Origin of the sequence: Dyadobacter arcticus (assembly GCF_011762185.1) — a bacterium.
Taxonomy (GTDB): domain Bacteria; phylum Bacteroidota; class Bacteroidia; order Cytophagales; family Spirosomataceae; genus Dyadobacter; species Dyadobacter arcticus.
Genome location: NZ_JAASQJ010000003.1, coordinates 822,593 through 834,860, shown reverse-complemented (window position 1 = coordinate 834,860; position 12,268 = coordinate 822,593). Strand labels below are relative to the sequence as shown.

General features: G+C 44.5%; 11 protein-coding genes. 5 read left to right on the top strand and 6 right to left on the bottom strand.

Features of this window, described 5'->3' with window-relative positions:
• Positions 1-30 precede the first annotated feature (30 nt).
• The 5 genes from FHS68_RS17020 to FHS68_RS17000 all read left to right on the top strand — a co-directional run bounded on the left by FHS68_RS17020 (position 31) and on the right by FHS68_RS17000 (position 4,636).
• The gene (locus FHS68_RS17020) at positions 31-399 is read left to right on the top strand and encodes a hypothetical protein (protein ID WP_167272279.1); all 369 of its coding nucleotides are present in this window, start codon (positions 31-33) and stop codon (positions 397-399) included.
• A 227-nt stretch (positions 400-626) separates the two neighbouring features.
• Positions 627-1,100 carry a response regulator transcription factor gene (locus FHS68_RS17015; RefSeq protein ID WP_167272276.1) on the top strand — a complete coding sequence of 158 codons (474 nt, stop codon included), beginning with the start codon at positions 627-629 and terminating at the stop codon, positions 1,098-1,100.
• A gap of 122 nt (positions 1,101-1,222) precedes the next feature.
• Positions 1,223-1,756 (top strand): DUF4199 domain-containing protein, encoded by a 534-nt coding sequence (locus FHS68_RS17010; protein ID WP_167272273.1) that lies wholly within the window; start codon positions 1,223-1,225, stop codon positions 1,754-1,756.
• A 107-nt stretch (positions 1,757-1,863) separates the two neighbouring features.
• A complete protein-coding gene (locus tag FHS68_RS17005) occupies positions 1,864-4,005 on the top strand; it encodes a T9SS type A sorting domain-containing protein (RefSeq protein WP_167272271.1) in 2,142 nt (713 codons plus the stop codon).
• Positions 4,006-4,117: 112 nt separating this feature from the next.
• Positions 4,118-4,636, top strand: coding sequence for a Riean_0653 family protein (locus FHS68_RS17000; protein ID WP_167272268.1), 519 nt, complete (start codon positions 4,118-4,120; stop codon positions 4,634-4,636).
• A gap of 54 nt (positions 4,637-4,690) precedes the next feature.
• Here the strand turns inward: FHS68_RS17000 and FHS68_RS16995 are convergent, their stop codons facing one another.
• From FHS68_RS16995 to FHS68_RS16970, 6 genes are read right to left on the bottom strand one after another with little or no spacing between them, the layout of a single operon-like run.
• A complete protein-coding gene (locus FHS68_RS16995) occupies positions 4,691-5,068 on the bottom strand; it encodes a DUF983 domain-containing protein (RefSeq protein ID WP_167272265.1) in 378 nt (125 codons plus the stop codon).
• A 21-nt stretch (positions 5,069-5,089) separates the two neighbouring features.
• The gene (locus FHS68_RS16990; RefSeq protein ID WP_167272262.1) at positions 5,090-5,671 is read right to left on the bottom strand and encodes a chemotaxis protein CheB; all 582 of its coding nucleotides are present in this window, start codon (positions 5,669-5,671) and stop codon (positions 5,090-5,092) included.
• Positions 5,653-6,462 (bottom strand): CheR family methyltransferase, encoded by an 810-nt coding sequence (locus tag FHS68_RS16985; protein WP_167272259.1) that lies wholly within the window; start codon positions 6,460-6,462, stop codon positions 5,653-5,655. Before FHS68_RS16985 ends, FHS68_RS16990 begins: the two co-directional genes overlap by 19 nt.
• Positions 6,463-6,472: 10 nt before the next feature.
• Complete coding sequence (locus FHS68_RS16980) at positions 6,473-6,838, bottom strand: response regulator (RefSeq protein ID WP_167272257.1); 366 nt, start codon at positions 6,836-6,838, stop codon at positions 6,473-6,475.
• 34 nt (positions 6,839-6,872) lie between these two features.
• On the bottom strand, positions 6,873-10,466 hold the full coding sequence (locus FHS68_RS16975; RefSeq protein WP_167272254.1) for a response regulator: 3,594 nt from the start codon (positions 10,464-10,466) through the stop codon (positions 6,873-6,875).
• Positions 10,463-12,076: a hybrid sensor histidine kinase/response regulator gene (locus FHS68_RS16970; RefSeq protein WP_167272251.1), complete on the bottom strand. Its 1,614-nt coding sequence runs from the start codon at positions 12,074-12,076 to the stop codon at positions 10,463-10,465. Before FHS68_RS16970 ends, FHS68_RS16975 begins: the two co-directional genes overlap by 4 nt.
• Positions 12,077-12,268: the final 192 nt, after the last annotated feature.

Here is a 12,268-nt window from a genome sequence, read left to right as displayed (position 1 = left end):
TGCATAGTACCTTGCAAAACACTTTTAGCCATGAAAACAAAAATTACAATCACACTTTGCTTGATTATTTTCACCCTGGTCTCCTGTCGTAATTCGGATAACATTGACATTAAGGTGGTCGATAGTGACAATGTTTACCGATACACCGCAACATTTCCCCGAAGCAAGAGCCGGCAAGTTGAAAGGTTTATAAACAGCCGGATCGCGCCAAGCAGCATTCGTTATGACGACGATGTTGATCTTACCACCATATTGGATGATCGGACAAAATTTGATTATGAGGCCTCGCCGGGGGAATTGGAGATTGAACTGGATAAAAATGAAAATAGCCGCGAGTCCTACATTCGGATCAAAGAGATGTGTCAAGGGCTTAATCAGATTATTAATCCTAAGATATAGGTTCGAAATTTAACGGTTTTAGGGAGGAAGGGAGGAGAGGGAGGAAGGGAGGAGAGGGAGGAAAGGGAGGAGAGGGAGGAAAGGGAGGAGAGGGAGGAGAGGGAGGAGAGGGAGGAAAGGGAGGAGAGGGAGGAGAGGGAGGAAAGGGGAGGAGGATGGGTGTGGCAAATTAAAGCTTTGTAACTTCGAAAAAGCTTTAATTTTGATACCACTAAAATGCATTTCGCATGGTGCTCCGTTTTTTTGCTAAAAACAGGCAAGTTATTCTTTACGGTTTATCGCTTGCACTGCTTTTATTTCTCTTGAAGTGGCTGGAACTCCGTTTTTTGATTGTCAATCACATCGTTGAAATCTATGCAGGAAGCATTGCGCTCATCTTCACCGGACTTGGTATTTGGCTAGCACTTAAACTCACCAACCCGCGCGTTGAGACGATCGTAATCGAGAAAGAAGTCTTGGTTGTTTCCGACGGGAACTTCATGTTTAATGAGGCCGAAATGCTCCAGCTTGGAATTAGCAAACGCGAGCTGGAAGTATTGCAGTTGATGGCCGATGGTCTGAGTAACCAGGAAATTGCTTCAAGATTGTTTGTTTCCCTGAACACTATAAAAACGCATTCGTCCCGTCTTTTTGAAAAGATGGAGGTAAAGAGTCGTACGCAAGCGGTAGAAAAGGCGAAAAGATTAAGTCTCATTCCATAAAGGACATTCACACTTTAGTTTGAAAAACATACTTTCGGCGCAAAATCACCCAAAAGTATGAGTAGCGAGTGGCGGTAAGGATTCAATTTTGCACATCACATTTACCTAACTTTTTAGAAACTATGAAAAAAGTTGTAATCACTTGCGGCTTAATCGCCGGAACCATTGTCTCCGTTTTTATGCTCTCCTCGATAGCCTGGTCTTCCTCGAGGGATAACTTTGAAGGGAGTATGCTTGTCGGCTATGCCTCCATGCTGCTTTCATTTTCCCTGATTTTTGTTGGCATCAAAAACTTCCGCGATAAGTATAACCACGGCTTGGTCTCGTTTGGAAAGGCATTTCAGATCGGGCTTTACATTACGCTCATTGCTTCCACTATGTATGTAATTGCCTGGTATATAGACTATCACTTTTTCGTGCCGGATTTTATGGACAAGTTTACTGACGCAACGCTCAAAGAGCTTCGGGCTGAAGGGGTTTCAGGCGCGGAATTGGAAAAGCAGATTGTTGAATTGAACAGTTACAAAGAAATGTACAAGAACCCTGCAATGATCATCCTGATGACTTACATGGAAATCCTTCCGGTCGGCTTGCTTGTCTCTTTGATCAGCGCGCTATTGTTGAAAAAGCAAAGTCAGCCAGCAAGGGTTTCCTGACCAACAATCGGCGAAAATTTGGAACTATTGCGGCGGGAAACGAGGTTTGGCAGATAACGGTAAAATATTGTATTTTACCGCAGATTTACTCAACCAAACCCTCCGTTATGATTAAAATCTACGCCCTCGTCGCGCTTTTACTGCCTTTTTCCGCCCTCGCCCAATGTCCCACCGATCTTAATTTTGCTGATCAGGCTTCGATTAATTCTTTTCTGACTGATTACACGGATTGTACCGTACTAGAAGGAAATCTTGTCATTCAAGGGGACGATATTACCAATTTAACCCCTCTAAGCACCCTTGTAGATGTAGGTGGATCGTTGCAAATTTTAGAAAATCCAATGCTTACCAGCCTTGCCGGCCTTCAAAACATCGCAAGTGTTGGCAACAATGTGATTGTAGAGGACAATCCGTTGTTGGAAAATCTCAATGGTTTGACTGGTATCACTACCGTTCCGGGAGATCTGGTAATACAAAATAATGATGCACTCGTCAACTTAGAAGGGCTTTTTCAAATTACTTCGGTGACTGGTTATTTTGGTATCGGCGGAAATGACCTCCTGGCCAGCCTGGGTACCATGTCCCTTACCAGCGCCGGGGGGTTGGGATTTGGTTTCAACGACCTGCTAACCGACCTGACCGGCTTGGAAAGTCTGACAACCATTACTGGCGATTTTGACATCACCAATAACCTGGGCCTGCTGCACCTGACGGGATTGACAGGCTTAACTTCGGTTGGGGGCGATCTTTATTTCGATTTTAATGATGCGCTGGAAGATCTTTCGGGGCTGGATAATCTGGAAACCATTGGAGGGGACTTTATACTCGATGCTAACATATCGCTGCTGAGTCTTCATGGCCTCGAAAAGCTGGAATCCATTGACGGTTATATGGTTATCTCCGACCACGAGGTACTGGCGAGCCTGAGCGCGTTGACCTCATTGACGGAAGTCAGGGGAGGTTTGCAGCTCTTCTTAAATTTAGCACTCACAGACCTCACCGGACTGGATAATGTTGAATCTTTCGGGCAAGAAGTAAGCATCTTACTTCTTCCGTCGCTGACAAGCCTGACCGGTCTGGAAAAAGTGCAATCGATAGGTGGATTTGGATTATCCCTGCTTGGGAACTCCGTACTTGCTGACATCACTGCACTGGCGGCACTTACTGCCATTGACGGGGATTTGGATATTGCTGGTAACCCCTTGCTCACGAAATTAACCGGCCTGGACAATCTGGAAAGCATATACTTTGAAGGTTATGTGTCCATTCTGGGTAATCCTTCATTGATTGATCTGGAAGGGCTGGGAGGCCTTACCGAGGTTTACGACCTTTATATCCAGGGAAATGCGTCGCTGGTGGATTTGACAGGACTTGAAAATCTGGTAACAATCAATGGCTCGTTCTTGATTGAAGGAAATGAAAATATGCTGGATCTAAGCGGCCTGGATGCGCTGGAAACAATTACCGAGGACTTTGGTATTGTTGATAATCTATTAATCAACAGTCTGACAGGACTATCCAGCCTGACTTCAATCGGCCGCTTGCTGCTCGTTGCTGATAATCCCGAACTTGAAAATTGCGCTGTTGTGCCAATTTGCGCCTATCTGGCCACCGCTGATGCCGAATTGATTATAATAGAAAATAACAAAGCGGGCTGTTCTTCGGTGGAAGAAGTACAATCGGCTTGCGATGCCTTGCCCGTTACGTTGGTTGATTTTTCGGCCCAAAAAGAGGAAAACGCTATTTTGTTAACCTGGTCGACCAGCGCTGAGGTGAATAGCGATCATTTCAAAGTTGAGCACAGTACCGACTCAGGCAAGAACTGGGCCGTGATTGCCAACATGGCAGCTGGCGGAGAAAGCAAGGATATCAGGAAATATTCTTTTATGCATCTTGAGCCTCAAAATGGTACTAACTTTTATCGCCTAAAAATGACGGACAAGGACGGCACTTATGCTTACAGTCGGATCCGCAATGTTTCATTTGAAAACCTCGATCTTTTAACCTCCGTTTATCCCAATCCGGTGGTAAACAATCTGATCATCCAAATTAAGGACAGAGAGCCATTGCGTAAAATCGAGTTCTTTAATATTTCGGGAGTTTTAGTACTGGCAAGGGAATTTTCAAAAAATGGAATCACGAACGCACCATATAACATTGACACTGCGGAGCTTCCCGCAGGTTTGTACACCATGCGCATTACAAAGGACTCGGGAAGTACCGACATGCGAAAAGTTGTGAGGCAATGATGTTCTGATTTTTTATTATTGAGTTGTGCGAGGAGCCTGAATATCGTTAGGCCTAACTATTTTTCCAGTCCGCGACATTTTTGAATTTTACAATCGTGTAATCAAAAATGTTATGAAAAAGATACCCTTTGTAATTGTCGCAATTCTTTGCTTTTCAGGTTGTAAAAATGATGATGCGGAGCCTGAATTCGTGTTCGGTGCCAAAATCGACGGCCAGGTTTGGACTTCGAATGTGGCTAATAGTGAAAATTCGACCGTAGCCGCCACCATTGCCCAGAATATCGTGGTTGTCGTAGGCGTGCAGGATGTTGACAAAACAGGTACTGCATTGGGCCTGTTCTTTCCTGAGGATATCAAGTTGAACGAGGATGTGGACTTCAATCCGCTGAACAAAGTGATTTTGGCTTATACCATTAGCAGTACAGAAGGCTATGTGGTTGACCCAGCGATGGGAGGCTCGGGCAGATTGCGGGTAACGCGGTTGGATAAAGAAAATAAGGTTGTGGAAGGGTCATTTACCGGCGAGGCAATACACAGTCAAAACGGAAGCAAAATCAAGATTCAGAACGGTATTTTCCGTTCCAAAATTTATGATACTCCTGTAAAAACAACCCCGCCAGGAAAAAGGTAGTGTCGGCCAGAGACCTTAGCATATTTTACGAACGTCCACTTTCGCACCAAAGGGTCAAATTGTCTCGTTAGACGCAGGTTTAATAAACAACGCCAGCCACGACCTCCTGGCCAAACGATAAAATAAAGGAGTCAGCAGGATGAGGACAGGGATGATGCTGATGAGAAAATAGTCAAGATATTGCTCAAAAAAATTGACAAATATCAGGAAGTAAATGACCATGAAGGCCACATAAAATGCGTAACTCATGTAGAGTGCGCCCTGATAAAATCCTGGTTCGGGTACCAGATTTTCCCCGCAATGCGGACAACTTTTGTTCATCTTGTCGAAATTCCTGAGGTTGTAAGCATTTTTGGAAATAAAGAAGTCGCCTACGCCGCATCTCGGGCATTTGTTGAATAATACGCTATATAATTTATTAGGCTTCGCCATAATATTGAGTGATATAGAAATTTAAGTGAGCTCATTGATAAATGTGGACATCTGCTCAATATCAAGAATATAATTCACAGCACCGCGAGAAATGGCATTCTGGGGCATAAATGGCATCTGAGCACTTTCAGGTTTTTGGGCGATCGTCCGGCCTCCTCTTTTTTGAATGCATAACATGCCTTGCGTCCCGTCTTCGTTGGCACCCGACAAAATTAGTGCCACCAACGCTTTACCATAAATTTCCGAAGCCGATTCAAACGTAACGTCAATGCTCGGACGGCTGAAATTTACCTTTTCCGAGTAGTCTAGCGAAAAGGTGCGGTTTTTCTCGATCAGCAAATGATAGTCGGCAGGTGCCAGGTATATATTGCCTGGAACGACCGGGTCTTTATCGTCCACTTCCCGGGTAGGAAGCACGGTTTTGGATGCAAGCAATTCAGCCAGGAAGGATTCCACGGAATTACGGCGATGTAAAATCACGACAATAGGGAAAGTTAACCCAGCTTTTAATCTTGGAAGCAGCTTGAAAAGTACATCAAGGCTTCCGGCAGATCCTCCGATGACCAGCAGTTGGCAAGACGTTTCTAGGCGATCTTCTTCCATATCTTTTCCTTATTCAATTGCTTGAACTTATTTTGTACTGCGGAAAATTTCAGGGTTTCCTTCGTCCCAAGCGCCAGATAACCCAATGTGCCCAGGCTGGCATCGAACAGTTTCAACACTCTGTCCTGCAAATCTTTATCAAAATAAATCAGCACATTCCGGCAAACGATAAGGTCAAATTCATTAAATGAGCTGTCTGATACCAGGTTATGCGTGGAGATAATAATCTTCTCGGATAGCTCGCGATCGAATTTGGCCTGTCCGTAATTGGCCGTGTAATAAGTGGAAAAATCATTGATACCCCCAGAGGAAATGTAGCTTTCCGAGTATTGCTTCATCTGGGTAAGTGGAAAGATACCTCTTCTGACGTTATCCAATACGCTCGGATTAAGGTCGGTAGCATATAAAAGTGATTTCTTGAGTAGATTGGCTTCTTTCAACAAAATCGCCATGGAGAAAACTTCTTCACCAGTGGAACAGCCCGCATGCCAGATCCGGATAAACGGCTTTGTCCCAAAAATGGGTAAGATATCGTCCCGGAGCGATTTGTAGAAAGAAGGGTCCCGGAACATTTCAGTTACATTGACCGTAATTTCCTCAACAAAGCGCTTCAGATAAGTGGGGTCAGTTTTGACGTGGTATCGTAATTCGGCGAAGCTGGGGAATTTATCAAGAGAACATAGCCTTACGATCCGTCTTTTTAACGAAGCTCTCGAATAACTTGTGAAATCGTAGCCATAGAGGTCAAACAAGTCATTCAATAAAAGGTCAATTTCCTCCTCGTCAATCATTTCGCTGCCCTTAAATAGCCCTCAGTATATGCAATAATTTTTCAACGTCGATCGGTTTTGAAATGTAGTCATCAGCCCCTGCCCGTAAACATTTTTCTTTATCTCCGACCATAGCCTGCGCAGTGACCGCAATCACCGGAATATGCCTTCCCTGACCCAGCTTTTTAATCAGCGGAATCGCCTCATAACCGTCCATTTCGGGCATCATCATGTCGATCAGTACCACGTCGACTTCCTGCTCCGCTTGAAGCAGCTCCAACGCTTCCGGCGCCCCGGAACATGAAATGCAATCGAATCCCTTCGCTTTCAAAGTAGCCTTCAAAGCGAAAATATTTCGCACATCATCATCCACAATCAAAACTTTTTTCTTATTCATTGGAGGTAAAGATCATCATTCACTCATTCAAAATTCAAAACCTCTCATACAACCAAACCCTTAATAGCGACATCAACTGGTCAATGTCAACCGGTTTAGTTATGTAATCAGAGGCGCCGGCATTGATGCATTTCTCCCGGTCACCTGTCATCGCTTTGGCCGTCACTGCAATTACCGGAAGGTTCCGCCATTGTGGATTTTCACGGATCCGTTTTGCCGTCTCGTAACCGTCCATCCGGGGCATCATCATATCAAGCAAAACGACATCTACCCCTGGATTTTCTTCCAGTTTCATCAGCGCTTCCTTGCCGTCCAAAGCCGTGATCACATTCATTTTATAGTTTTCCAGGGATTTGGAAAGCGAGAAGATATTTCTGACGTCATCATCGGCGATCAAAACGGTTTTGTTGCTCAGGATTTCTCCAAGCCCGCCCAGCTTCCTCTGCCCCGACAGCTTCTTGGTGTCTTTCTTATTTTCCTCCACCACATGCAGGAATAGCGACACCTCATCGAGCATTCTCTGGTAGGAGTGGGCCGTTTTCACAATAATGGAATCCGCATATTGCTTAATCCGCAGTTCCTCCGACATGGAGAGGCTTTTGCCCGTGAAAATGATGATGGGAATATTTTCAAATCCAGGATTTTTCTTCGCCTCTTCCAATGTGTCATAAGCTTTCTTGTCCGGGATACCCATGTCCAGAATGACGCAATCCACCTGTGTACTATTCAATGCTTCAATTCCTTCGGTTATGTCGCTCTTGAGTTCTGAGTTAATGTTAAAAGTTTCCAGATAATAGGCTAATGCCTTGGCATGCATGGAGTTATCTTCCAGGATCAATACTTTTTTGGATTCATTATTGATGGCATGTTCAATCTTTTTGAAGACCTCTTGTATTTTATCACCAACCATTGGCTTGTCGATAAAATCAACTGCACCCTTTAACAGGCTTTCATTTTTCATCCGGTGGGACGACATAATGTGTACAGGTATATGCCTCGTCTCAGGATTGGATTTGAGGTGATCCATCACTTCCCATCCGCTGACGACGGGTAGCTGAATGTCCAGCAGAATACCCATGGGCTTAAAGGCTTGGGCTAGTTGCAAACCTTCATCGCCTCTCACAGCCACAATCCCTTTATAACCTTGTTTACGTGTGTATTCCAAAAGCGATTTCGCAAATAAGGTGTCATCTTCAATAATCAGGATCGTCTTATCTGTTTCAATGACGTGGCTGCGGTCGTCGGGTATATTCTCGGGAATAATGGGACTGACAAACCTTGTCTCGGTTTTCACTGGTTTCATTTCATCCTGCTCACCAATGAAAAAATTCGTATTCTCCTGATCCGGCAGGGAATGGGTTAAGGAGATAGGAATAATTACTTGAAACTCGCTGCCTTGGTCTAAAACGCTGGATAAGGAAATTTCTCCCCCAAGCAATTTTACCAATTCCCTGCTGATGGAAAGGCCTAGTCCGGTACCGCCATATTTTCGTTTGGTTGAACCGTCTGCTTGTTGGAAGGCTTCGAAAATATGTTGCTGTTTCTCCGTCGCCACCCCAATACCCGTATCCCTTACTGCAAAGCAGATCGTGTTGTCATGGCCCTCATGCATTTTGATGTTTACGTTTACCGACCCGCGGGACGTAAATTTCAACGCATTGGAAATCAGGTTTTTAAGGATCTGTTCCAATCTCATTTTATCTGTTTCGATCACCGCGGGAACACCTGGCTCGATCACAATTTCAAAGTCAAGCCCTCTTTCCCTTGCAATGGGGGCAAAAAGGGATTTCATGTCATCACTGATTTCTTTTGGGGAAACATAAATATAGTCGAGCTCCATTTTGCCCGCCTCGATTTTTGAAAGGTCAAGAATTTCGTCAATCAGACCCAATAAGCCGTTACCAGAAGATTGGATGACCGTCGCATATTCTATTTGCTCCTCGTTCAAATTCTTTTCATCATTTTCCGCTAAAAGCCTGCTGAGCAGCAAAATAGAATTAAGCGGAGTTCGCAACTCATGCGACATATTGGCCAGGAATTCTGATTTATAGCGGGTGGTCAATTCCAGTTCTTCAGCTTTTTTCTGGATTTCCAGATTTTTTTCTTCCAGCAAGCCACTCCGCTCTTCCAGTTCCTCATTGGTTTGCTGCAACTCTTCTTGTTGCACCCGAAGCTCTTCTTCGGAAGCTTGTAATTTCTGGGATTGCGCTTCTAGCTCCGCATTCAAGTTTTCCAGTTCATTGTGCTGGGTTTGTAGCTCTTCGGACTGTGCCTGCGTTTCTTCCAGGAAATTTTGCAATTTCAGATAGTCCAATGCCGAGTTAACCCCGGTTGCGATCGATTCCAGGTTTTCCTCCAAAAACCGGATCACCATTTTGTCCGGCATTTGAAGGAACGCTATCTCAATCAGCCCAATACATTCATAGGCATAAGTCAGTGGCAAGATCACCAGCGCCGCCGGATTGCTCTCACCCAATGTGGAGGTAACTTTCAGGTAATTGTCGGGAACTTGCCGCACAATCAGTGACTTTTTGCTTTCAATAACCTGTCCCGCCAGTCCTTTGCCAGCGACGATCAATTCGGGGGCATTTTGCACGGCATAAGCTCCCGCCAATTTGAAATTCCATCCGGAATCGAGGATGTAGAACGTGGCAAGCTGGGCATTTGCATAGCTGATGATCGTATTGACCAGATTGGACGCCAGTTTTTTCAAAACCCTTTCCCCTCTGATCGCATCACTGATTCGGACCGCCCCTGTCTGTAACCAATTTTTGGCCTGCAGATCCGTGATCGTTTGCTCTAATGATCCGGTCATGGAATTCAATGCTATCGAGATTCTGCCGAGGTCGTCTTCATCATTATCTTCGCTTCTCACTGAATAATCACCGTCGGCAACCTGCTGGGTTATTTTCTCAATGTAGCCAATGCGTCTGTTGGTTTCTTCATATTTCTCTTCATCCTGCCTTTGCTGTGCGATTCGCTTGTCCATATCGTTTTTGATACGGATATAGGCAAATACGGTGATTAAAATTGAAATAAGGGCAGCAATAACCAGCAGTATGGGCGTGTAGTCAATGTATATCTGCTGTTGTTCCAGGCGTAAAGCCAGGATCTGACTTTCTTCATCTTTGATTCTTTGTACCACCAGCCGAAGGTCGTCCATGATCTTTTTCCCCCTCACCATTTCTCTCAAACGTGCTTCGCTATCATTCAGGAAGTTGTTGTTCTTCCTGGCCTTATCAATGATGTTCTGCATCTGCCCGAACTTGGCCTCATAAAGCGCCTTGACTTCCCGAAGGTACTTTTGCTGGGTTGGATTGTCCGCGGTAAGATTGGTGAGGTTGTTGTAACTGGTGGTGGTTTTCGCGTAGGCGCCATTGTAGGGTTCAAGAAAAACGGGGTCGGATGTAACCAGGAAGCCCCGCTGGCCTGTTTCTGCATCTTTCATGTAAGAAATAATGCTTTCGGCTTCAATCAGCACCTCATTGGTGTGATTCACCAGCTCCGAATTATTGATCAGCTTTTGGGTACTGTAATACGAAGCCAGAAGGCTGAAAAAGAGCAGGAGAATGGAAAAAGAAAAAACAATCTGTAATTGTTGAATGATTGAGTTAGAACTTTTTGTCATAGGTTTTCGGTGTACTGATTTTCAGATTGGGTTTCATTGGCCGCCTTTTCCTGAACCAAAGGCAGTACCAGTATGAATTTAGCGCCATGGTTCTGCGCGCTGTGGGCAGAAATGAGGCCATTATGTTTATCCATTATTTTCTTTGCAATGGCCAGGCCAATGCCGGTGCCTTCGTAATTCCCGGGGTTATTAAGCCGCTGGAAAATGATAAAAATCCTGTCCAGAAATTTTTCGTCAAATCCTATCCCATTGTCTTCAATCGCAATCCGGCAGTATTCTCCATCCGGCGAAATAACACCATCCGTATTCTTGGTTTCGATCAGGTCATAGGTGATTGAAATCACAGGGGAAACGTCCGGTTTCGAGAATTTCAATGCATTACCCAATAGATTCTGGAAAACCTGTCTGATCTGGCTTGGAATGGTATCAATGATGGGAAGACGGTCAATGTCGATTACTGCATTTTTTTCGTGGATCAATTCGTCGAAATCCAAAAGCAATTCAGTGATCAAAATATTCAGGTCGGTTGGCTGAAAGAATGCTTTGACAGAAAGCCGTGAATAATCAAGCAAATCGCTGATCAGCCTGGACATTCTTGCAGACGAATTGATCAAACGGTTGAGGTAAGACGTTGCCTCCGCATTGCCGCTCAAATATTTATCTTTAATCAGATGACTGAATGTCTGAATTTTGCGAAGAGGTTCTTTCAGGTCGTGTGAGACCACCCAGGCAAATTGCTGCAATTCGTGATTAGTAGTTTCCAATTCCGAATTTTTGGCCATCAATTCCCTGGTTCTGATCTCGACTTTCATTTCCAGCACCTCGTGCGCCACTTTCTGTTGATGAATATCGGTAAAAGAGCCCACCCAACGGATAATCACGCCATTTTGAAAGATAGGGATGATTTTTAGCAGAAAATGTTTGTATTCCCGGGTGTCAAGATGCATAAGCCGAGCCTCACTGGTGAATTCCAGCCCCCGCTGAAAATGTGCATCCCAGCGTTCGCAAACATCATCGTCGGAATGGATTTGCGGAAAAGTGTTTGCGTCGACAGAGTATTGGAACCAATGTTCATTCACATACTCGATCTTTCCGTCCGTTTTAATGGTAAATGCAATCTGCGGCAGCGATTCGAGAATGAAGCGCAGTTCTTGCATCCTTGCCGCCAGCTCTTCCTGTGCCCGATTTCTTATCTCAATTTCTTTCCGTAATGATTCCTGAATCGCCTTTAATTCCTGCTGTTGTTCGTATAACTTATAAAATGTCTTGACTTTGAGCAGCAAGATATCCGGATCAACGGGTTTAGTGAGGTAATCTATACCGCCAGAGCTATAACCTTTTGTAATGAAGCGTTTCTCGGTGTTAATGGCCGACAAAAAGATAATTGGGGTATCCTTCGCTTTGCTAAATCCCGAAATAGCCTCCGCGACTTCGAAGCCATCCATACCTGGCATTTGCACATCCATAATGATAACGGAATAGCTGGTATTGAGGATTTTCTTTAAGGCTTCTTCACCCGATTCTGCACTGTCCGTCTGGAAATCGTGCAATTCCAGGATTTTTTTCAAAGGAAGAATGTTTTCCGGCCTGTCATCGACAATCAGAATCATGTTTTCGGGTCAAAAATGGACAAGAGCCGGAAATTTAGTCATTTTTGTTAATGTAATGCGGTTTAGTCCAGTTCCTCCTGTACAATTTTCGTCAATTAATATACCCACTTCCGGGTCGCGATCATGCGATGAACAAATGGTTTTTCAAAATGCTCGACAATAGGCTTGGCATAATTTTATAACACTATAGTT

Bases quoted from the DNA above. Each gene is read 5' to 3' on its own strand.
- FHS68_RS17020 (WP_167272279.1), top strand. From the start codon at position 31: ATGAAAACAAAAATTACAATCACACTTTGCTTGATTATTTTCACCCTG.
- FHS68_RS17015 (WP_167272276.1), top strand. From the start codon at position 627: ATGGTGCTCCGTTTTTTTGCTAAAAACAGGCAAGTTATTCTTTACGGT.
- FHS68_RS17010 (WP_167272273.1), top strand. From the start codon at position 1,223: ATGAAAAAAGTTGTAATCACTTGCGGCTTAATCGCCGGAACCATTGTC.
- FHS68_RS17005 (WP_167272271.1), top strand. From the start codon at position 1,864: ATGATTAAAATCTACGCCCTCGTCGCGCTTTTACTGCCTTTTTCCGCC.
- FHS68_RS17000 (WP_167272268.1), top strand. From the start codon at position 4,118: ATGAAAAAGATACCCTTTGTAATTGTCGCAATTCTTTGCTTTTCAGGT.
- FHS68_RS16995 (WP_167272265.1), bottom strand. From the start codon at position 5,068: ATGGCGAAGCCTAATAAATTATATAGCGTATTATTCAACAAATGCCCG.
- FHS68_RS16990 (WP_167272262.1), bottom strand. From the start codon at position 5,671: ATGGAAGAAGATCGCCTAGAAACGTCTTGCCAACTGCTGGTCATCGGA.
- FHS68_RS16985 (WP_167272259.1), bottom strand. From the start codon at position 6,462: ATGATTGACGAGGAGGAAATTGACCTTTTATTGAATGACTTGTTTGAC.
- FHS68_RS16980 (WP_167272257.1), bottom strand. From the start codon at position 6,838: ATGAATAAGAAAAAAGTTTTGATTGTGGATGATGATGTGCGAAATATT.
- FHS68_RS16975 (WP_167272254.1), bottom strand. From the start codon at position 10,466: ATGACAAAAAGTTCTAACTCAATCATTCAACAATTACAGATTGTTTTT.
- FHS68_RS16970 (WP_167272251.1), bottom strand. From the start codon at position 12,076: ATGATTCTGATTGTCGATGACAGGCCGGAAAACATTCTTCCTTTGAAA.